Consider the following 21,321-nt stretch of genomic DNA (forward strand, 5'->3'; position numbering starts at 1 on the left):
ATCAATTTGAAATAAATATATATTGGACATCTCAAAAAAGTCTACATATCATACTCGTACAACGATGTTGAATGAGGCTAGAGCAATGTCTGAGAAAACAATCTCCGAAAATTTCCGTAGTAAAGCAGTCACGCAAGGGGTACAACGAGCGCCAAATCGAGCGATGCTGCGTGCAGTCGGTTTCCAAGATGGGGATTTTAATAAAGCAATTGTGGGTGTGGCTAATTCCTACAGCACCATTACTCCCTGCAACATGGGAATTAATCGGCTGGCACAAAGAGCCGAAGAGGGAATTAAACTAGCTGGGGCAATGCCGCAAATGTTCGGCACAATTACCATTAGTGATGCCATATCTATGGGAACCGAAGGGATGAAATATTCCCTAGTATCACGAGAAGTAATTGCTGACTCCATTGAAACCGTCTGTAATGGTCAAAGTATGGATGGTGTGATTGCCATCGGCGGTTGTGATAAGAATATGCCAGGGGCAATGATTGCGATCGCTCGGATGAATATCCCTGCTATTTTTGTTTATGGTGGCACTATCAAACCCGGACAGCACAAGGGTAAAGATTTGACTATTGTCAGTTCTTTTGAGGCTGTCGGTGAATACAGCGCCAATAAAATTGACGAAGATGAACTATTAGCCATTGAACGCCAAGCTTGTCCGGGTTCTGGTTCCTGTGGTGGGATGTATACAGCCAATACCATGTCTTCTGCTTTTGAAGCGATGGGAATGAGTTTGCCTTATTCTTCTACAATGGCAGCCGAAGACGATGAAATAGCCGACAGTACGGAAAAATCAGCCAAAGTATTAGTAGAAGCCATTCGCCAGCAAATTTTACCGAGACAAATTATCACCCGCAAATCCATAGAAAACGCTATTTCTGTAATTATGGCTGTGGGTGGTTCCACAAATTCTGTATTACATTTTCTCGCGATCGCTCATGCAGCTGGTATAGAACTCAGTCTAGATGACTTTGAAACTATCCGTGGTCGTGTACCTGTGTTGTGCGATTTGAAACCTAGCGGTAGATATGTGGCTACAGACTTACACAAAGTAGGCGGTATCCCCCAAGTTATGAAGATATTACTTGTGCATGGTTTACTCCACGGCGACTGTATCACCATCACAGGTAAAACTATCGCTGAAGTTTTAGCAGATATCCCCGATGAACCACCCAGCAATCAAGATGTGATTCGTCCGTGGAATAACCCGATGTATGCTCAAGGTCACTTAGCCATCTTAAAAGGGAATCTCGCTACCGAGGGAGCAGTAGCCAAAATTACGGGAGTGAAAAATCCCTGTATTACCGGGCCAGCGCGGGTATTTGACTCCGAGGAAGAATGCTTAGATGCTATCTTGGCAAATAAAATCCAAGCTGGCGATGTGATTATTGTTCGCTATGAAGGCCCCAAAGGCGGCCCTGGAATGCGGGAAATGCTAGCTCCCACCTCAGCAATTATTGGTGCAGGTTTAGGCGACGCAGTTGGGTTAATTACCGATGGACGCTTTTCCGGCGGTACTTACGGGATGGTAGTTGGTCATGTTGCTCCCGAAGCCGCCGTTGGTGGTGCGATCGCTTTAGTTGAAGAAGGCGATCGTATCACTATCGATGCTCATTCTCGCTTACTGCAAATCAATATTTCCGATGCAGAATTAGCCAATCGCCGCGCTAAATGGCAACCTCGTCCACCCCGTTATACAAAAGGCACCTTAGCCAAATATGCTAAGTTAGTTTCTTCCAGCAGTGTTGGTGCTGTCACAGACTTAGATTTATTTAAGTAGGGCGTTTTGAAAATAGAATACAACATCATTGGTAGGGGCATGGCAATGCCCATTGGTGTCAACTTAACGTGAAACCCGCTTGGTTGCAAGGTTTCGCCCTCACCCCCAGCCCCTCTCCCACCAGGAGAGGGGAGCAAGAGATTTAGTTCCCCTTCTCCTGCGGGAGAAGGGGTTAGGGGATGAGGGCGCGAGGTATTTGTACAACACGCACCGTATATAGCTTTTAGCTTAAGTTGACACGTATGGGCAATGCCATGCCCTCTAGAACATATTAATGTGTCGCAAACATAATTTGATTTCTGAAAAAACTCACTAAGCCGTAACGCACCGCATTCTCAGCCTGGATGCGTTAGCGATAGCGTAACGCATCCTACGTGAACTTAATTCATAGATATTCTTTTCAATAGCATCCGCGTTCACTTTTCATTCACATTTATCTGTAATCCTAAAAAAAGGATGTGAGTAAAAATAATCGAACTGAGGGTTAAAACTCATGCTTAACTCTACAGTTCTTTCTGCAATTGAAAAATTATAGCATTCCTATTCGCTCCCTTAAAATCATCACTGATAAAGCGAATCAGGAATAAAAGAGAGAGTTTTGCACAAATCAATCTTATTTCGCTAGTATTTTACCTATTTATATTTAAATAACACTAATTTTTTAAATTAATTATTTTCAGAGGAGAAGTTGTGATGAATGCCAATTCAGTAAAAAATGCTATAGGCATTATTTCCAATCGTCAGGCTGTAACACAAGTGCTTGATGAATTGATAGCGATTGACTTTCCTATGCAAAAAATTTCTGTGTTTGCTACGGAATCAAAACAAAAAAAGTTGCACAATACTCGTTCTGGTAATCAAATTGTGACTCCTATTGAAGGAGCTAAAAAAGGTGCAATTACAGGAGGTACAGCAGGAGGAGTATTAGCATTTACCACTGGACTGGGTATTTTAATGATTCCCGGTTTTGGCCCCGCATTAGCGGTTGAATCTGTTTTGACTACACTACTGGCGGGTGGAGCAAGTGCAATATTTGGTAGTTTATGTGGTGCATTTCAAGGTTGGTTCGCTCCTGAAAAGCAAGTTAAACTTTGGCAACCTAGCGAAGATTTTTTGGTAAAGGTAGAGGGGACGGCAGACGAAATTCAGCAAGCAGAATATATTCTTCGCTACTGGGGTGTGCGAGAGTGGAATATTTATGAACTGAGCAAAAGATTACTGTAACCACAGCAATTTTAACTAAAAAACGACAGATTTCAACAGAAATTAAAGCTGATGAACTTGAACGATAAATTACTGCAATAGATAGTTAAATCAGGATGTAGAAATGCCAGCAAATACCATCAATACAAATAATTATTCCCATCTAGCAAAAGATGTACTCAATTATGAATGGTATACTCTACCAGAAACAGAGGTTGTGCAAACCTTAGTTAGTCATTCAGAAGCAGGCTTGAGCCATCAAGAAGCGACCAAGCGGCATCAACAGATGGGTGCCAATCAATTGAATATTCAAGCGAGAAAAAGCCCTTGGCTAAAATTTATTGAGCAATTTCATCAACCATTGCTTTATATATTAATAGCTGCAGGAGTGGTGACTTTACTATTACGAGATTGGATAGATGCAGGAGTAATTTTTAGCGTCACCCTGATTAATGTCATCATTAGCTACATTCAAGAATCAAAAGCAGAAGATGCGATCGCAGCTCTATCTCAAGCTGTGACTACAGAAGCTACTGTGATTCGCGATGGTCAAAAAACTCGTCTGGCTTCCACTGAACTTGTGGTAGGGGATTTGGTACTGTTAGCCTCTGGGGATAAAGTACCTGCAGATTTGCGGCTATTAACTGTACGCGAGTTACAAGTTGATGAGTCGGCTTTAACTGGAGAATCGGTTCCAGTAGAAAAAACAACTGCATCGCTGGCTGTAGACACACCTTTAGCCGAACGCAGCAATATGGCTTATGCCGGCAGTTTTGTCAGCTTTGGTCAAGCCGAAGGGATGGTAGTGGCGATCGCAGATGCTACTGAAACAGGCCGCATCTCGCAGTTAATTGAAAGTAGCACGGGGTTAAAAACACCACTCACCAGGAATATTGACAAGTTAAGCAAAACTTTACTGTATGCCATTTTAGGTTTAGCTGCCCTCACCTTTGCAGTTGGATTAGGACAAGGCGAATCTTGGATTAATGTTTTCAAAGCTGCTGTAGCTCTCGTTGTGAGTGCCATTCCTGAGGGTTTACCTGCAATTGTCACAGTCATTTTGGCGATTGGTGTTTCCCGCATGGCGCGACGTAACGCGATTATTCGCAAGTTACCTGCTGTGGAAACATTGGGAAGTACAACCGTTATCTGCTCTGACAAAACTGGCACGTTAACCGAAAATCAGATGACGGTGCAGCGGATTTACGCAGGTGAACAACACTACACCGTCAGTGGTATTGGTTATGCTCCAGATGGTGAAATTTTGCTGAATCGCCAGCCTGTTGATTTAGAAGGAGAGGCACAGATTGCTCTTGGGGAAACCCTAGCTGCTGGATTGCTGTGCAACGATTCTCACATCGAATGGAAAGACGAACAGTGGAGTTTAGTAGGAACTCCCACTGAGGGAGCATTGATTACGGCGGCTAATAAAGCGGGATTAACTCCAGAAGAATTGCCCAGAATCGATACTATTCCCTTTGAATCTCAATTTCAATACATGGCGACTTTGCATAAATTGGAGACTCAGCAAAGACAGAATTTGATTTATGTCAAAGGTTCTGTAGAGGCTATTCTCCAACGTTGCGATCGCCTGCTGGATGCTCAAGGACAACAAACTGCACTCAATCCTGCGGTTATAGAACAGGAAGTGGCGCAGATGGCAAAGCAAGGTTTACGAGTGCTAGCCTTCGCCAGTAAAAAAGTTACTGGTAAGCTTTCCTTGGAGCGTCATGATATCGATACAGGACTAGTATTTTTAGGACTTCAAGGCATCATCGATCCGCCTCGTGAAGAAGCGATCGCAGCTGTTGCTGCTTGTCAATCTGCTGGCATTCAAGTGAAAATGATCACTGGCGATCATGCACTCACCGCAGCAGCGATCGCTCGCCAAATGGAAATTTCCTCGGCTGAAGAACAGGTGTTTACAGGCAAGCAATTAGCTCAGATGGATGAAGCCGAATTTAGCCAAGCAGCTGAACAAGGCAGGGTATTTGCGCGAGTTGCGCCAGAACAAAAGTTGCGTTTAGTCAAAGCCTTGCAGCATCAAGGTGAAATTGTGGCGATGACTGGAGATGGTGTCAATGATGCACCAGCTCTCAAGCAAGCAGATATTGGTGTAGCGATGGGTTTAGCTGGGGCAGAAGTTGCTAAAGAATCTGCAGATATGCTGTTAACTGACGACAACTTCGCCGCCATTGAAGCTGCTGTAGAGGAAGGACGGGGAGTGTATCGCAACTTACGCAAAGCGATCGCCTTCTTGCTACCAATCAATATTGGCGAATCTATGACAATCTTGATTGCCATTTTCCTAGCGATCGCGCTTCCTATCTTACCAATCCAAATTCTCTGGCTAAATATGGTGAGTTCAGTTGGTTTGATTGTTCCCCTCGCCTTTGAGCCAAAATCTCGCCGGGTGATGCAACAACCACCACGCAACCCCAGAGAAAAGCTGTTATCGGGTAGCTTACTCCAGCGCATCTTGGCCATTTCTCTCTTCAACTGGCTGGTAATTTTTGGCGTTTTTCAATGGATACTGCAAACTACAGGTAATGAAGCCTTAGCTCGCACAATGGCAATTAATGGGTTAGTAGCAGCAGAAGTTTTTTATCTACTCAGCATTAGCCAGTTTGTGCCATCTGTAATTGCCAGAATTCAAGGTAAACGCAAACCCATAGCCTATGCCCCTGTAATTGGCATTGTGGTTGTAGTGACTTTACAATGTCTGTTCAGTCAGTGGAGCATCATGAATCAAGTTTTTGACACCATACCTTTAACATTTACTCAAGCCCTCATTTGTGTAGCTGTAGGTTTGCCAGTCATATTGATAGCGCTCATCTTGCAGCGTTTCGATCCGCTTGACTAAAGAATTTCTAGGGGAAGCAGGGGGAGCAGAGGGAAGGGGACAAGGAGATAAATTCCAATCACCAATTACCAATTACCAATTACCAATCCCCAATTCCCTATATCAAATATGACTGCAATAAACTAGGGTTGTAAAAATTTGATTTTACTCCATCCTTATAGAAGCAGTATTTACATCAATATCCAAAAATACTTTCTCAATTAATTTAGGTATTATTATTTATTGAAAATTTTTACTCTTTATAATCGATACAAGTGAGTAAAATTTTCAAATATTAAAATTTAAGTTTCTGTAAATTTCGCTACAGAATATTGCCGTTGATACTTCCGCATCATTAAAATGAATTTTATGCATAGAAAGATTTAAATTTCTGTATAAAATCACTAAGTTTTATGCATAATAGATACAAATATCATAGGCAAAAAATCTGGTTTTTACATTAGATAGCAAGAGTAAATCGCTCTTTATTGCTCATCTAAATGCAAATACTATTAATAACCCTTGATAAATGTTGCATTTGGTCAAAGTTGTGAAAATTACAGAGCAATAGTCGTTAAATAAAGGCTATGAAAGTGCAAGTCATTTATCTAGATTCCATAAGCTAGGACTTGACTTTATACAACGAATCAATGTAACGTATTTTACTTTATAGGTGTGCAGAAAGAACTTAATTAATTGCTGTTTATAGCAATTAGTTAGGCGCATTTCGTGGAGAGGAAAACGGAAATATGTCTAATAGATTGTGGAAAAATCTGGTATTACTTCCAGTATTTTTGGGTGCGAATGCATTGGCTTCATCCAGTGTGATGGCAGCAGAAATTTTAAATGCTTCTGACTCAAAAGCTGCAAATATTGCCACAGAGCAACCAAAAGTTAATCAACAGTTACTTGCTCAAGCTAAAACTGATGAGAATAGAGTTTTAGTTAGTGAAGTTAGTAGCCAGGATTCAATGTCTCAAGTTACGTCAGTTTCTCAGTTTTCTGACGTACAGCCAACTGATTGGGCATTCCAAGCTTTGCAGTCTTTAGTTGAACGCTACGGTTGTATTGCGGGTTATCCTAACGGAACTTATCGCGGAAATCGTGCTTTAACTCGTTATGAATTTGCTGCAGGTTTGAATGCTTGTTTAGACAGAGTTAATGAACTAATTGCTACAGCAACTGCTGACTTGGTGACAAAACAAGATTTAGCCACCCTCCAGCGTTTGCAAGAAGAATTCTCTGCAGAATTAGCAACTTTACGTGGTCGAGTAGATTCTTTAGAAGCACGTACTGCAGAACTAGAAGCCAATCAATTTTCTACAACAACCAAGTTAGTAGGTGAGGCAGTTTTTGCAGTTACCGATAACTTTGGTAATAACGACAATAACAACACTGTATTTCAAAACAGAGTACGTTTAGATTTACAAAGTAGCTTCACGGGTAAAGATACTTTACACACCCGGATTGCGGCTGGTAACTCAACTGGATTAACTTTGCCAAATGGCACATTTGAGGGTACTCAAACCTTTAATCTTAGCCCTAGCACCAATAATAGTGCGTTTATAGATTGGTTGTCTTATTACTTCCCACTGGGTAACTCCCAAGTATATATAGCAGCCAACGGCGGTATTCATAGCGATTATGCTCCTACACTCAATCCTTACTTTGAAGGTTTTGATGGTGGTAACGGTGCTTTATCTACCTTTGCATCTGAAAGCCCAATTTACCGGATTGGTGGTGGTGTAGGTGGTGGCGTTAATTTTGTTTTTGGTAAGAGTAACGCTGCTTTCCAACCTTCATTAACTGTAGGTTATTTAGCATCCCAAGGAAACAACCCAGGAGCTCGCGCTGGCTTGTTTGAAGGTAACTATGCAGCTCTAGCACAGTTGAATTTGAACGTAGGCGATCGCCTGTCTTTTGCTGCTACCTACGTCCACGGTTATCATAATGCTGGAACTGCTTTATTTGACCTAGGCGGAGCTGGAAATGTTGGTGTAGTAGGTACTGCACAGGCCAATTTAGTTGGTGGTGGTAACCCATATAACAGTAATTCCTATGGTTTTGAAGCTGCTTTCAAACCTAGTAACAAACTCTCGATTAGTGGCTTTGTGCTTTACAGCGATATTAGCGGCGTTGTAGGCAACAACAATGATGAAGTTTGGAGCTATGGTCTTGGTGTAGCACTACCAGATTTCGGCAGACAAGGTAACGTCTTAGGTATTTTTGCTGGTGCCCAGCCTTACTTAGGTCGTATTGGAGGCGATCGCCCTTATCATATTGAAGGGTTCTATAAATATCGTGTCAGCGATAATATCTCCATTACCCCTGGTTTAATTTGGTTAACCAATCCTGGTCAAGTTGCTAATAGCGATAATGCCATCATTGGTACTTTGAGAACCACTTTCACCTTCTAAAACACCGATTCCTTCATTATCAGGAATTTTTGTAGGGTGGATACTTGCGATCGTTAGGGTTTAAACCCAAGATCCAATAGTGTCTACCCTACGCTCATAAAAATGATAGCTATTGTCAACAAGCCAGAACTCAAATATCAATACAGTTCAGATAAGATACTGGTGGAAACAGCTAGCTCAATTGGGGGATTCTCCCCCAAACCCCCGATTGGGTGACGGTTGCGTCCCCCAAACCCCCTCCAAAATTATTGTTTTTGTTGTCAATTTATTTTTTAACTGAACTGTATTGACTCAAATATAAATGTTGCATCAAGTCCGGCTAATTACTTGCGATATGGTTGGTCTTGTTGGTCATTGGTAATTGTTAAACTGTATTTTTCTTTCCCATTACCCATTACCCATTACCCATTACCCATTACCCATTACCCATTACCCATTACCCATTACCCATTACCCATTACCCATTACCGACCTTCACATATACGATAATTTTTCAACTGGACATGATATTAGATGGATTTTCGCACTCTCTCTTTGTTACATAATGACGATAGCGAAACATTGCTTCTAGTTGTCCTTGAACTAACCAACCACTAAAAAGTTCTAATGTTTGACCTCCAGGCAAAGAAAAAGAAATGGCATCAGTCAACTTAGTCTTGCCATTTTCAGGTTCAAATTCATGCCTGTGTACCCAACTTTCAAAAGGCCCAGAAATTTGTTCATCAACAAATAGGCGGTTCTTTTCGCATTGAGTATGACGCGCTAACCAAGTTAAAGGTACAGGCCCAAGAAAAAGACGAAATTCTGTGATAGCGCCTATCTCCAATTCTCCCTCACGGCGCACTACTTTAACAGGTTGCCAAGGTGGAGTTAGCATTTGCAAAATATCTGTTCTTTCGTGAAATCTCCACACTACTTCTGGTGGTGCATTAATCACAGATGAATGTTTAAACTGCAGCATGGAAACACAAACCTAAAATTCAACAAATTAATTACTAATTCGTAATTCGTAATTCGTAATTCGTAATTCGTAATTCGTAATTCGTAATTCGTAATTCGTAATTCGTAATTCGTAATTCGTAATTCGTAATTCGTAATTAAAAATTTGGTGGAACCCCAACCTTATATAATCGCACCGTTATGTTTGTTGTAGTTGCTATAAAGTAATTACAAATTGTTAACCTTCGTATTCGGTGTCAATCTCAATATCTAGAGTGTCTTCATCAATTCGCACATACAAAATATTGGGGTTACAGCAAACTTGACAATCTTCTACATAAGATTGCTGTCCGCCAGCACTCAAATCAATAAATGTTAAGTTTGGTTCCCCGCAATAAGCGCAGTAATACTCAGCTGTTGTTTGCATTAATCTGTACGTTATGAATTTAATGGCTGAAGTTCTTTTGCGGATGACTCAAAATGACTAGTCGCCTCAGCCAAGTGTTTAAGTAGTGTAGACTGCGGTAGCGGCCCTTGCAAGTGATTCCAGGGTAAAATTTGCTCTGTTGACCAATTAGTATGGACGTAAAAATCTAAGTCTGGGATTTGTCCTTTGAGTTGTTTAAAAGCGCGTTTGTAACTGCCTAAAGAATCGCCAAAGTTACGAGTAAGTTCTAATAAGTGAGAGAGTCTGCGATCGCCTCTCGATAACAAAGCTTGGATAATAGACCAATTATAGCTTTCTGGGCGAAAATCTATGCCTTGGGGTTTTAGCTGTTTTTGTAATATCTGCAACCGCTTCTCGGCTTGTTTATTTACGCCAAACCATTGAAATGGTGTATGAGATTTGGGTACAAAGGTGCTGCATCCTAGTGTTAACCGCAATCCTGGAGCTGCTTTTTTAACATTACGCATCATGGCGACAGTTTGCTCTAAATCTTCTGGTTCCTCACCAGGAATTCCTACCATTCCATAGAGTTTCAAACTCGACAAGCCACCAGCTTTGGCGTTGACTGCGGCTTGAATAATTTCGTCATTATGTAGCTTTTTGTTGATAATGCGGCGTAATTTTTCCGAACCACTTTCTACAGCAATGGTAAGCGATCGCGTGTCTCGTTGTGCCAGAGTTTTTGCTAGCTGTATAGTAACTGTATTGGTGCGTACTGAGGCAATGCTAAGACGCACATCATCATACTTGGGCTGACTGATATAATCTAGCAACGTCTCAAATTCTGGATGCTGAGTTACAGAAGCACCTAACAAACCTAACCGCTTGGTAACTTCTAAGCCTCTTTCAATGGCAGGAATTAAAGAACTTTCAAGGCTTGCAGTTCTAAATGGTAATGTCAGATAACTAGCCAAACAGAAGCGGCACATTTCTGGACAACTCCGCACCACTTCTACCATATAAATATTTTCCCATGCAGCCTTTTCTGTTACCACAGTTGAGGCTGAGAGAATATTTCCGCGATAAGTTTGCTTTTGGACTATGGCAGGAATTTCAGCATCAATTGGTGTAATTGATTTTATTTCACCATCTTTGGCATGATATTCCACCTCATACAAACTCGGCACATAAATTCCTGGAATTTGTGCCAGAGTTTTCAGTTGAATTTTGCGAGAAGCATTCCTAACTTCTTTGTAAGCTGTAATAAAATCTCCCAGCAGATTTTCGCCATCTCCTAGCAAAATTACATCAAAAAAATCAGCGAAAGGTTCAGGGTTAGCAGTGAGAACTGGGCCACCACCAAATATTAGTGGATGACTATCCTCTCGCAAAGATGCGCGAATGGGAATTTCTAAAGATTCTAGTAAATTTAAGATATTTACATAATCTAATTCCCAAGAAATAGAAAATCCGACAATTTCGGGATTTATTGGCAGTTGTTCATGAATATCAGTAAACAGGCGACTCACCTGCACATCATCACGCATTGCCAAATTTGCCCACACTACTTGATATCCCAAGCTTGTGATCCCCACAGTGTACTCATTGGGAAAAGCAAAAATTAGTGGGATAGCATCGGTGTTAGGGGTAGTGGGAGTAAATAAAAGCCGTTCAGCAGAAAATACAGATGATGTCACAGGCAATTTTTCGGGGGTGTTTTTTATTTATTATTTTCATCTATATCTAATTTTAAGCCATAGAATTATCAAGTTAAAAAATAATGTGGCGGCATTAGCTAAAATAATAGGCAATTGTTGCAATATGATTCCATATATCAGCCATAAAAATATTCCTGTATTAAAACAAATCAACATCATAAACGAGACATCTTTTGCTGATTTTGTTTGCCATATTTTCATCATTTGTGGCAAAAATGAAATCGTCGTAATTGAAGCAGCAACTAGTCCTAAAACTGTGACAAAATCCATTAATGCAACCCTTTAAAATAATAATGCTATGATGTGTTGCAGTGCCATATTTTCGGCACTAACACACCCTACTATAATTAGATATATTTAAAATTGGTAGTTTTTTAGCTAAATCTAGCAATTAATTCTTCACGAGATAACTGCAAGAGTAAGGGAGTAAACTCTTCTGGAGGTAACGCTAATAAAGACGAAATAATTGCTTGCAGTTCATTATCTAATTCACCAAAGCGAACTTTGAGTAAGTTTTCTACTACTAGACGTTCTCCTTGTTCAATTCCTCTTTGTTCGCCTTCTTGTACAGCTTGTTCTCGGTCTTGTTGATAAAGTGGTGCTAATCGCATAACTAACTCCCTGTCATCTTCATCTTGACTTTGAGTGAATTGTAAGTTTTGTTGCAAGTTGTACAGTAATTCTAACGCGGCTTTTCTGAAAAGATTAGTAGGAGGAAGGGCTTCTAGTTCATCAATTGCTTGTTTTTGCACATTTCCCCTACCAATAATTCTCAACCATAGAGTTTCAGGAATTCTGGGTAATTGGTGAATTGCTACTATAGCTGTACGCAAATATTCTGCCATGAAGTACACTCCCGGCAAGCTATTACTTTTACTCTTAGCACCAAATCCTGATAAAATTTGCTCCGATGCAGTTGGTGTGAGAATCCATAGTTTGGGAATTTCAGCTTCTTGAATGCGAGTGTTATTGCGATTGGCTTGCCGTTGTAAATCACCACGTACTTCTAACAATTTTAAGAGACAATCGCAAATTTCTGTGGCTGAGGCGGCGTTACGAAATGGTTCAAATAATGCTGGGGTAGTAGCAAACTCGCCTAATAATCCCAGAGTTTCAGAAATGTTACTTGCTGGGGAGTTTGGGATAAAATAAACATCAATTTCTCTTACTTCTCCTGCTACTCGTCTTGCTGCTTGAACTTCGCCATAAGTAGTCAGTAATTGTTCAAGGTAGTCTTTGGCAAATTGGTCATGAATAAATCTAGTCATGTGTTCAATACAGTTCAAATAAGATTATTAGTGATTGATGTGTAACTTGTGGAAAAAGCTAGCTCAATTGGGGGATTCTCCCCCAAACCCCCGATTGGGTGACGGTTGCGTCCCCCAAACCCCCTCCAAAATTATTGTTGAGTTTTTTGTTGAGTAACTAGTTTTTTGGTTTTGTTTTCAATTAATTTCTTAACTGAACTGTATTGGTCATGTATTGTTATTTTGATAATCAACCTAGTTTAAATAATGATAAATTTTATGCAGTAAAGTCCAAATTTAATGCGTATCTTTATGGCTAAAACTGCATAGGCTTAGAACAATCAAATTTATCTAGGATAAATATTATATGCGGCGGATTCAGTTTTAATTACTGTACTTTGATTTGATTCTTGAATCTTGAGTTAAAGTCATAACTCAAGACTCAGAAATTAGGACTCAGAACTCAACACATGACACTGTCCATGATTCCGTAATAAATGGTCGCACAGAACCAAGGCTACCATTGCTTCTACCATTGGAACTGCACGAGGTAACACGCAAGGATCGTGTCTTCCTTTAGCTGCTAATACAGTTTCTTCACCTTCACAAGTTACAGTTTTTTGTTCTTTTCTAATTGTCGCTGTCGGCTTAAATGCAACGCGCAAAATGATATTTTCTCCGTTAGAAATTCCCCCTTGAATCCCGCCAGAACGATTAGTTACAGTGCGAATTTCACCGTTTTCATCAATATAAAATTCGTCGTTATGTTCAATTCCTGTTAACAGTGTTCCCGCAAAACCAGAACCAATTTCAAAACCTTTGCTAGCAGGAAGAGACATCACAGCTTTGGCAATATCTGCTTCTAATTTATCAAAGACTGGTTCGCCTAAGCCTTTGGGTACATTCCGCGCTACACATTCAACTACACCACCGATGGAATCACCTTGTCTACCAGTTTGCTCAATTAATTCAATCATGCGTTCTGCTAATTCGGCATCGGGACAGCGAACGATGTTGCTTTCCACTTGTTCTAAGGTGACAGTGTTGGGATCGATAACGCCTTCTAAGTCTTTGATCCGCTTGACGTAACCAATGATTTCTAGGTTTGCAACTTGGCGGAGAATTTTTTTAGCGATCGCACCTGCTGCGACTCTGCCAATTGTCTCACGTGCTGAAGACCTACCGCCACCTTGCCAGTTACGAATCCCATATTTGGCATCATAAGTTGCATCAGCGTGGGAAGGGCGATACTTCAAGGCCATCTCGTCGTAATCTTGGGGACGAGTATCTTTATTTCGCACCAAAATGGAGATTGGGGTTCCTAGAGTTTTACCTTCAAACACTCCAGATAATATCTCGCAGATATCAGCTTCTTTGCGCGGTGTGGTAATTTTACTTTGTCCTGGCCGTCTTCTATCTAGCTCTACTTGAATTTCCTCCGCCGAAATCTCTAGCCTCGGCGGACAACCATCAATCACAACTCCCACACCGCCGCCGTGGGACTCTCCAAAAGTAGTAACGCGAAATAGATGACCAAAAGTATTGCCCATGATATTGAAAAAAATAGACCAGGCTTATGTATTTTACCTATAGTTCCGATCAAAGTTAATTTTTCCTTTAGGATTTACCACTGGCCTGCAATGGTATTATTTTGTCAAATGAATGACTATAATTCTGTAATCATTAGCTGATAATTCTTGATCAACAGCAAAACTTACTGAACCACCTATAATTTTAGGTTTGTGCAAATTCATTCTTTCTCAGAATTTGACCCCAGCCCACAAAGTAATTATGAGCGGGGTTTGCAAAGGGTACTAGACCGTCTAGTCATCAGGATGCAGCGAGATGCATTAGTTCGAGAAACGATTAACCTACTGAGAGATTCGCTTCAGGTTGACCGTGTAGTTTTATATTACTTTTACGGCAAATGGCATGGGCAGGTAACGGCAGAATCTGTAGCCTCTAGTGAATACTCGATTTTTGGTTCCAAAGGGCCAGATGATTGTTTTAATCAAGAGTATGCCAATTTGTATTTAGCAGGACGAGTCAGAGCGATCGCGGATATTGAATTAGAATCATTGCATGATTGCCACAAAGATTTTCTCCGCAGTTTGCAGGTGCGTGCCAATTTAGTAGTACCAGTGTTGATACCTAAAGGCTTATGGGGATTGTTAGTAGCCCATCACTGTCAAGCACCTCATGTTTGGTCGTCATCAGATATTGAACAGATGCAAACAGCAGCAAATACTCTAGCAACCGCACCTTGTATCGTCGAAAGTTAAATAGGTTGCTTGCTTATCTAGATGCATAAACTAGATATAATCTTTGTTGTTGATACCAAAGATATTTAGGATAAAACTCATTTTTCGTTATCCATATTGTGGTGCTGGGCAGCGGTTTTTTAATGAAATCTTTAGGTTGATTGCTTTCCTGCCATTCTCTTGGCTTCAAGTCATAAGGTAGTTTATTTTTCAATTCATCATATTTGACTAAATTTTTCTGATTAATTAGAGTTTGAAAATATTCCTTTGGGACATTGACAGCTATTCTGACTTGTGGATCGGGAGTATCACTAATAATTTCATACTTTAAATCTGAATAATTACTAGGTAAAGGCGCACCCAACCACTTTTCTATTACCTCTAAAGGGGGTTCTTGTTGATTTTGATGACTGTAGTTATTACCGAAATTTAAATTTAAACACCCTATCAAAAAAAATAAAGGTATTAATAATATAAGTTTTTGATTTTTCCACATATCTTTGCATTTACAGCAACTATAACTAAGGAGAAACAAAGATGAAATTTGGTTATACAGTGATTTGGGTAGATGATGTGATGAAGACCGTTGAGTTTTACGAAAAAGCTTTTGGTCTTGTTCGTCGCACTATTCGGGAGCAGAATCAAGTTACTTGGGCAGAAATGGAAACTGGTGAAACTACCCTAGCTTTTTCCTCAACTAATGAAGCCCAAATGTTATTTCCTAATGGCTTCTATGCTAACGATATTACACAATCACCTTCCTTAATTCAAATCTCATTGATCACACCTGACGTTGCTACTGCTTATATGAGAGCCTTGGGAGCAGGTGCAAAATCATTAGATGCGCCAAAACGTCAAGCTGGTGGACAAATGCTGGCTCGCGTCCGCGATATTAATGGTGTACTGGTGTCATTAGTAAGTGGATAATAAAAATGACAATATTGCGTAGATTAGCCCATCTTTTACTAGGATTAACTTAACTTTTGATTTCCTGATTCACAACAAAAGGAAAAACAGTTACAGATAATTGTAATGTCACAATATGTTGTGTTGTTAGAAAATACTAAAAAATAAATTTTCAATAAATGTTAGGATGCGTTACGCTGTCGCTAACGCATCCTACGTTGACTAAAATCAAGTGTAATTTAAATTAGTATATTCAAATTAAGTTTGAAACTTTGCAGACTATAAAGCCAAGTTGGTTTTAAAGTAAAAATTGATAATCAAATTAATAATGATAGTCTCTCTCTACACAAAATTTTATGGATTCTAATCAGGCACTTTGTAAAGCTATTGCTAATCGTATTCAAACTAGTCCCCAACGGCGAATTACTTTTGCTGAATACATGGATATGGTGTTATATCATCCTGAACATGGTTATTATTCCAGCAATGCAGTCAAAATTGGGTTTGAGGGTGGTGATTTTTTTACTTCTGTCCATCTTGGCAATGACTTTGGGGAATTACTAGCAGAACAATTTCTGCAAATGTGGGAAATTTTAGGGCACCCGGATACCTTTTCTCTAGTAGAAATGGGAGCAGGGCAAGGTTTGTTAGCATCACATATCCTTAATTACTGTCAGCAGAACTATCCCAAGTTTTTTGCTGCCCTGGAATATATCATTGTGGAGAAATCGCCATCACTTAAGCAAGAACAGCAGCAAACTTTACAAGATTTCTCTGTACAGTGGTGCGATTTACAAGAAATAACACCCAATTCCATTACAGGTTGTTTTTTTTCTAATGAATTGGTGGATGCATTGCCAGTGCATCAGTTTATCCTAGAAGTAGGGGAACTGCGAGAAATTTATGTGACAACCAGGGGAGAGGGAGATAAGGAAGATGAAGGGGATATTGATTTTTCACCTCTACCAACTTTCTCATCTGCGCCTGCTAACCTATCTTTTCCATCATCATTTGTGGAAATTTCAGGGGAACCTTCTACGCCTCGGTTAGCAGAATATTTCGATTTAGTGGAAATCGAAATTACCCAAGGTGCTTATACAGATGGCTACCGTAGTGAGATTAATTTAGCTGCTCTAGATTGGTTGAGTATAGTGGCAGACCGCTTGCAGTGTGGCTATGTGTTAACAATTGATTATGGCTACCCCGCTAGTCGTTACTATAACCCCAGGCGATCGCAAGGAACGTTACAGTGCTATTATCACCATCGGCACCATGACAACCCTTATGTCAACATTGGGCAGCAAGACATTACAGCTCACGTTGATTTTACTGCTTTGGAGCGATGGGGCGATCGCTGTGGGTTAGAAAAAGTTGGTTTTACCCAGCAAGGATTATTTTTGATGGCTTTAGGGTTAGGCACTCGCATTGCAGCCCTTTCTCATCAAGAAAAATCAATTTCACAATTGTTGCGGCGGCGAGAATCTCTACACGAACTTCTCAACCCTTTAGGACTAGGTGGCTTTGGAGTCTTAGTTCAAAGCAAAGGATTAAAAGACAAAGCCATCTCGCAATCACTCAAAGGATTAACTGTGCCAGAGTGAAAGTAGGTTGGGGACTGGGGATTGGGGACTGGGGATTGGGGGACAAGGGGACAAGGGGAATAATTTTTAACTCAGAACTCAGAACTCAGAAATCAGCACTCACCACTGTCACCCCAGATGAAAACTTAAAACTCTATGTAATGCCGTACTAGTCTTCCGAGACTAAGTAACACTGTTACAGTGAGAACTAAAGCATCAGGAATTAAAAATTATGAGTACTCATGACTTGTTAATGCTAATAACACTACTGACTCCCGGTATTTTACTGTCGGTTGTGATTATGGCGACTTTTGCCGCAGGTGGCTAATCACCATCCGGGAATCAGTATTCAGTTACTAGTTATCAGTCAACACTGTTAACTGGTAACTGTTAGCTGTTAACTATTAACTGATAATGGAAAAGCGATCGCTGTACCAAAGGAACGTAAACAATGAAGGTGGCATTTCTGGGAACTGGATTAATGGGACTACCGATGGCCCAAAGGCTATTAGCTGCAAATATAGAGTTAGTCGCCTATAACCGCACCCCAGAAAAATTAGCACCACTACAAGCAGCTGGTGCAGAAATTGCGACACATCCCCGCTATGCAATTCGAGCTGCTGATTGCATAATTCTTATGCTCACCAATGCTGCTGCTATTTATAGTGTCTTGCTTTCTGACACTTCCTGGCGGACTCTTTCAGGACGTACCGTTATCCAAATGGGGACAATTACACCCACAGAAAGCCAAGAAATTCGAGATGCGGTAGTGGCTGCTGGTGGCGAGTATATAGAAGCGCCTGTTTTAGGTAGTATCCCAGAAGCACAAACAGGCAAACTTATTGTCATGGTAGGCGCTCGTGAAGATCAATTTCAGCGCTACTTAAATTTACTACAAAATTTTGGCCCGGAACCCCGATTAGTAGGCCCTGTAGGCGCTGCTGCGTCTGTAAAATTGGCACTTAATCAACTAATTGCTTCACTGACAACTAGCTTTGCGTTGAGTTTAGCTTTTGTGCAGCGTCAGGGTATTGACGTAGAGAAATTCATGGAAATTCTACGAGAAAGTGTACTTTACGCTCCTACTTTTGATAAAAAGCTGGCACGAATGTTAGATGGAAATTTTGCAAATCCCAATTTCCCCACTAAACATTTGTTGAAAGATACAGACTTATTTATCAATGAAGCGAAAACAGTTGAATTGGATGTCAGCAGTATTAAAGGTGTGCGGCAAATCTTACACTCAGCAATGAAAATGTCTTTTGCTAATGATGATTATTCAGCTGTTTTTTACGCTATTAAAGCATGGGAAGAAGGACGTTGGGAATAGTGATTGAGTCAAAAACCAGAGGGGAACTAAAAATTAAATATTAAGCACTAAATGATGGCCGCTATCTGACTTATTGTTGATTTTATAGCGGCATCGCTGGTATTTTGAGGACAATTGAATACGAAAATTGAATACAGTTAAATGCGATCGCCTAAAATTGAACTATTGGGCAAACGACCATAATTAATGACCTATGGTAAAGTCTCAACCATATCATGCTCTGCCAACCAGCGCTGAACTGCCTTGTTCGGACGATACGCCAGTGGATAACGAAGACCAAAACTTTATTCCTAATTTACTGCTGTTTCTCCTAGAGTCAATTTGGGCAAACAGGAATGACTGGTTTTTTGGGGTAGATATGGGTATTTACCACACAACTGGAGTGAGCCATCTAGTACCAGTAGTTCCCGATGGTTTTTTAAGCTTAGGAGTGCAACGGCGCAAAGCAGATAAATCACGCTCAAGCTATGTAGTTTGGGAAGAAGAAAACATTGTACCCAAGTTGGTTTTGGAAGTTGTTTCTAAAACGCCTGGTGATGAATATGATAATAAGCTCAAGATCTATGCCAAATTAGGTGTCCTTTACTACCTTATCTACAATCCGCAGTATTGGCGACGCGACCAACATCAACCCTTTGAATTGTATAAATTGATTGATGGCGAATATCAACTGCAAATAGGCGAACCTTTTTGGATGGCAGAAATTGGATTGGGAATTGGGCGATCGCGTTACACATCTGGCACAATTCAACGAGAAGCGTTGTATTGGTATGACGAAACAGGTACTCGCTACCCAACTGCAGAGGAAGTTGCTCAAGCTGAACGCCAACAGCGAGAACTAGCTCAACAACAGGCTCAAGCTGAACGTCAACAAAAAGAACGATTAGCAGCCAAGCTCAGAGAATTGGGAATCGATCCAGATAATATTTAAGGGACTTCCAACTAAAAAATATACTATCACTCTGTAGGCAGAGGGGCAGGGAGCAGGGCGCAGGGGGACGCTAAAAGTTAATTACTAGTATCTTCTGTTTTTACCAGCCAAAAACTGCTGAAATGTAATATGAGAAAAAGAGTAAATGCCCTTTGCTCTCTCTACTAATAACCCATTTTGAACTTGAATATACTTGAGAAGCACTGCGCTATCTATTTTCGCTACATCGATGTTTCTCTTAGCATCAGATAAGTTCTGAATATATTCACAAATCTGCTTCTCAATCGCTTCTTTTTTAAAAAAATACTCTCTTCTGTCCCAAGTATTTTGGGCAATTTCACTTAATAATTCTTCGATTAGCTGTGGATAAATTTGCTTATTACTTCCATTTCGTTGAATATAACGCTGCTCGTCCCATTGTTTAATTAATATATTCAATGCTTCTTGATAAATTTGTGCTTGCTCAAAATCTGCAACTTCTGCAAAAAATAAGCATAAAAATGTAAGTAATAAAGGATTATTCGCTAACTCTTGCAGAGATTGATTTTCTTGCAGCTTGTGTAAAACATATTGTGCTTTTATTGGTGCTTCTTCCTGAAACCACTTGCTAACAAACTCAGTCATCTGCTGCTCATCAAAATCGGCAATTTCTACTTCTGTAAACTGTTCAAAAATATATTTGCGTGCCGCAACTCTACAAGTAATTACAAAGCGATTGGTATAAAATCTGGTTGTAAACCTGCGAATATCCCGTACAACTCGTTCAAAATCTGCATCCTGAATTTCATCTAACCCATCCAACAAAACGAATGCTAAACCTTCAGTTAACAGGTTTAGCACTGCATTGGGTAAAGTAACCCCGCATTCTTCAAACTGTTCTGTGATGTACTCTAATAAGTTTGGTTGTTCCCTCGCCTCTGCAAAGTCTTTGAGATGAATAAAAATCGGGACGCGATCGCCTCTATACTCGCCTAAGTTACACTGAATAGCCAGCCACTTTAAAAATATCGTTTTCCCGCTTCCCGGTTTACCCAAAATCATCAATTTATCGTGGCTTTCTACGGCTTCTAAGGCTGGTCGGCGGGGTTGTTGTAAACTACCTAAGTTAAAGCAGTTAAACTTCCCAGGCTCAAAATTTCGCGATATCTCCGCAATATTCAGCCGCTTTCGTCCACTCACTCGTTCCCAAATCTTGACTTCAGTGTAGATAGTATCCAACCTTCTTGGCTGTTCCATATCTAGCACCCGCATCACCCCACAACGCCTTTGAATACTGTCGTGGACTTTTTCGCGGACAATCTGCACCAAACTTTGCATTTGACTAACGCTGGCTGGCTGTTCCACCTCCGGGAAGGATGAGGAGATGATAATGTCTTCCCAATTGAGGTTAAGCTTTTCGCAAATTGTCACGAAGATATAGCGATCGACTGGTTTACCTTGAAAAAACTTGGTGACTGGCTGGCGACTAATTCCCAGTTCTCCCGCTAACCCTTGCTGCGTCAAGGAATTACGGATTAGCGCAGCTTCGGCCTTACTAATTCCCTTAGCCGATGCTTGGAGCGATCGCCTAGTCATTACCCCTATCTCAAATGATTTTGTTAATTATATTACTACTTTTAAGTAAAATCATACATAACTCACTCAAAAGTCATACATAAATCATGCTCAAGAATGATTGTAAATCATACATGAGAGTGCGAATCTAGAGATCTAGGTATTTGACATCTCTTACATAAAGAAGTGAATATTATGTTATGTGGTCGGCGAAGG

At 40.5% G+C, this 21,321-nt stretch carries 17 protein-coding genes; 9 read left to right on the forward strand and 8 right to left on the reverse strand.

Going from position 1 to position 21,321, the window contains the following annotated elements; genetic code table 11:
• The first annotated feature begins 85 nt into the window (after positions 1-85).
• The 4 genes from ilvD (at position 86) to AACU25_RS31065 (ending at position 8,251) form a co-directional block, all read left to right on the forward strand.
• The gene (gene ilvD / locus AACU25_RS31050) at positions 86-1,789 is read left to right on the forward strand and encodes a dihydroxy-acid dehydratase (RefSeq protein ID WP_096584312.1); all 1,704 of its coding nucleotides are present in this window, start codon (positions 86-88) and stop codon (positions 1,787-1,789) included.
• A 693-nt stretch (positions 1,790-2,482) separates the two neighbouring features.
• Positions 2,483-3,013: a hypothetical protein gene (locus tag AACU25_RS31055; RefSeq protein WP_096582268.1), complete on the forward strand. Its 531-nt coding sequence runs from the start codon at positions 2,483-2,485 to the stop codon at positions 3,011-3,013.
• Between the two features lie 103 nt (positions 3,014-3,116).
• Entirely contained in the window at positions 3,117-5,855 is a 2,739-nt protein-coding gene (locus tag AACU25_RS31060; RefSeq protein ID WP_096582270.1) for a cation-translocating P-type ATPase, read from the forward strand.
• 728 nt (positions 5,856-6,583) lie between these two features.
• The gene (locus AACU25_RS31065) at positions 6,584-8,251 is read left to right on the forward strand and encodes an iron uptake porin (protein WP_096582271.1); all 1,668 of its coding nucleotides are present in this window, start codon (positions 6,584-6,586) and stop codon (positions 8,249-8,251) included.
• A gap of 493 nt (positions 8,252-8,744) precedes the next feature.
• On the opposite strand, the gene AACU25_RS31070 is transcribed toward AACU25_RS31065, so the two are convergent.
• From AACU25_RS31070 to aroC, 6 genes are all read right to left on the reverse strand, one after another.
• Entirely contained in the window at positions 8,745-9,212 is a 468-nt protein-coding gene (locus AACU25_RS31070; protein ID WP_096582273.1) for an SRPBCC family protein, read from the reverse strand.
• 216 nt (positions 9,213-9,428) lie between these two features.
• The gene (locus AACU25_RS31075; RefSeq protein ID WP_096582275.1) at positions 9,429-9,617 is read right to left on the reverse strand and encodes a CPXCG motif-containing cysteine-rich protein; all 189 of its coding nucleotides are present in this window, start codon (positions 9,615-9,617) and stop codon (positions 9,429-9,431) included.
• A gap of 11 nt (positions 9,618-9,628) precedes the next feature.
• A complete protein-coding gene (locus tag AACU25_RS31080; protein WP_096582277.1) occupies positions 9,629-11,275 on the reverse strand; it encodes a B12-binding domain-containing radical SAM protein in 1,647 nt (548 codons plus the stop codon).
• Between the two features lie 36 nt (positions 11,276-11,311).
• Positions 11,312-11,566 (reverse strand): SemiSWEET transporter, encoded by a 255-nt coding sequence (locus tag AACU25_RS31085; protein WP_096582279.1) that lies wholly within the window; start codon positions 11,564-11,566, stop codon positions 11,312-11,314.
• A gap of 104 nt (positions 11,567-11,670) precedes the next feature.
• The gene (locus tag AACU25_RS31090; protein ID WP_096582281.1) at positions 11,671-12,564 is read right to left on the reverse strand and encodes an RpnC/YadD family protein; all 894 of its coding nucleotides are present in this window, start codon (positions 12,562-12,564) and stop codon (positions 11,671-11,673) included.
• A gap of 428 nt (positions 12,565-12,992) precedes the next feature.
• A complete protein-coding gene (aroC, locus tag AACU25_RS31095) occupies positions 12,993-14,093 on the reverse strand; it encodes a chorismate synthase (protein WP_096582283.1) in 1,101 nt (366 codons plus the stop codon).
• Between the two features lie 192 nt (positions 14,094-14,285).
• On the opposite strand from aroC, the gene AACU25_RS31100 reads away from it, so the two are divergent.
• Complete coding sequence (locus AACU25_RS31100; RefSeq protein ID WP_096582285.1) at positions 14,286-14,825, forward strand: GAF domain-containing protein; 540 nt, start codon at positions 14,286-14,288, stop codon at positions 14,823-14,825.
• A gap of 13 nt (positions 14,826-14,838) precedes the next feature.
• Here AACU25_RS31100 and AACU25_RS31105 read toward each other — a convergent pair whose 3' ends face one another.
• Positions 14,839-15,300 (reverse strand): hypothetical protein, encoded by a 462-nt coding sequence (locus tag AACU25_RS31105; protein WP_096582287.1) that lies wholly within the window; start codon positions 15,298-15,300, stop codon positions 14,839-14,841.
• 41 nt (positions 15,301-15,341) lie between these two features.
• On the opposite strand from AACU25_RS31105, the gene AACU25_RS31110 reads away from it, so the two are divergent.
• The 4 genes from AACU25_RS31110 (at position 15,342) to AACU25_RS31125 (ending at position 19,551) form a co-directional block, all read left to right on the forward strand.
• On the forward strand, positions 15,342-15,731 hold the full coding sequence (locus AACU25_RS31110) for a VOC family protein (RefSeq protein ID WP_096582289.1): 390 nt from the start codon (positions 15,342-15,344) through the stop codon (positions 15,729-15,731).
• A gap of 335 nt (positions 15,732-16,066) precedes the next feature.
• Complete coding sequence (locus AACU25_RS31115; protein ID WP_096582291.1) at positions 16,067-17,311, forward strand: class I SAM-dependent methyltransferase; 1,245 nt, start codon at positions 16,067-16,069, stop codon at positions 17,309-17,311.
• Between the two features lie 430 nt (positions 17,312-17,741).
• Complete coding sequence (locus AACU25_RS31120) at positions 17,742-18,620, forward strand: NAD(P)-dependent oxidoreductase (protein ID WP_096582293.1); 879 nt, start codon at positions 17,742-17,744, stop codon at positions 18,618-18,620.
• A gap of 193 nt (positions 18,621-18,813) precedes the next feature.
• On the forward strand, positions 18,814-19,551 hold the full coding sequence (locus tag AACU25_RS31125) for a Uma2 family endonuclease (RefSeq protein ID WP_096582295.1): 738 nt from the start codon (positions 18,814-18,816) through the stop codon (positions 19,549-19,551).
• A gap of 84 nt (positions 19,552-19,635) precedes the next feature.
• Here AACU25_RS31125 and AACU25_RS31130 read toward each other — a convergent pair whose 3' ends face one another.
• Positions 19,636-21,126 (reverse strand): NACHT domain-containing protein, encoded by a 1,491-nt coding sequence (locus AACU25_RS31130; protein ID WP_096582297.1) that lies wholly within the window; start codon positions 21,124-21,126, stop codon positions 19,636-19,638.
• Between the last annotated feature and the right edge of the window lie 195 nt (positions 21,127-21,321).

The sequence above is a fragment of the Tolypothrix tenuis PCC 7101 genome (assembly GCF_963874875.1).
In the GTDB taxonomy this organism is placed as follows: Bacteria; Cyanobacteriota; Cyanobacteriia; order Cyanobacteriales; family Nostocaceae; genus Aulosira; species Aulosira tenue.

Bases quoted from the DNA above. Each gene is read 5' to 3' on its own strand.
- ilvD (WP_096584312.1), top strand. From the start codon at position 86: ATGTCTGAGAAAACAATCTCCGAAAATTTCCGTAGTAAAGCAGTCACG.
- AACU25_RS31055 (WP_096582268.1), top strand. From the start codon at position 2,483: ATGAATGCCAATTCAGTAAAAAATGCTATAGGCATTATTTCCAATCGT.
- AACU25_RS31060 (WP_096582270.1), top strand. From the start codon at position 3,117: ATGCCAGCAAATACCATCAATACAAATAATTATTCCCATCTAGCAAAA.
- AACU25_RS31065 (WP_096582271.1), top strand. From the start codon at position 6,584: ATGTCTAATAGATTGTGGAAAAATCTGGTATTACTTCCAGTATTTTTG.
- AACU25_RS31070 (WP_096582273.1), bottom strand. From the start codon at position 9,212: ATGCTGCAGTTTAAACATTCATCTGTGATTAATGCACCACCAGAAGTA.
- AACU25_RS31075 (WP_096582275.1), bottom strand. From the start codon at position 9,617: ATGCAAACAACAGCTGAGTATTACTGCGCTTATTGCGGGGAACCAAAC.
- AACU25_RS31085 (WP_096582279.1), bottom strand. From the start codon at position 11,566: ATGGATTTTGTCACAGTTTTAGGACTAGTTGCTGCTTCAATTACGACG.
- AACU25_RS31090 (WP_096582281.1), bottom strand. From the start codon at position 12,564: ATGACTAGATTTATTCATGACCAATTTGCCAAAGACTACCTTGAACAA.
- aroC (WP_096582283.1), bottom strand. From the start codon at position 14,093: ATGGGCAATACTTTTGGTCATCTATTTCGCGTTACTACTTTTGGAGAG.
- AACU25_RS31105 (WP_096582287.1), bottom strand. From the start codon at position 15,300: ATGTGGAAAAATCAAAAACTTATATTATTAATACCTTTATTTTTTTTG.
- AACU25_RS31110 (WP_096582289.1), top strand. From the start codon at position 15,342: ATGAAATTTGGTTATACAGTGATTTGGGTAGATGATGTGATGAAGACC.
- AACU25_RS31115 (WP_096582291.1), top strand. From the start codon at position 16,067: ATGGATTCTAATCAGGCACTTTGTAAAGCTATTGCTAATCGTATTCAA.
- AACU25_RS31120 (WP_096582293.1), top strand. From the start codon at position 17,742: ATGAAGGTGGCATTTCTGGGAACTGGATTAATGGGACTACCGATGGCC.
- AACU25_RS31125 (WP_096582295.1), top strand. From the start codon at position 18,814: ATGGTAAAGTCTCAACCATATCATGCTCTGCCAACCAGCGCTGAACTG.
- AACU25_RS31130 (WP_096582297.1), bottom strand. From the start codon at position 21,126: ATGACTAGGCGATCGCTCCAAGCATCGGCTAAGGGAATTAGTAAGGCC.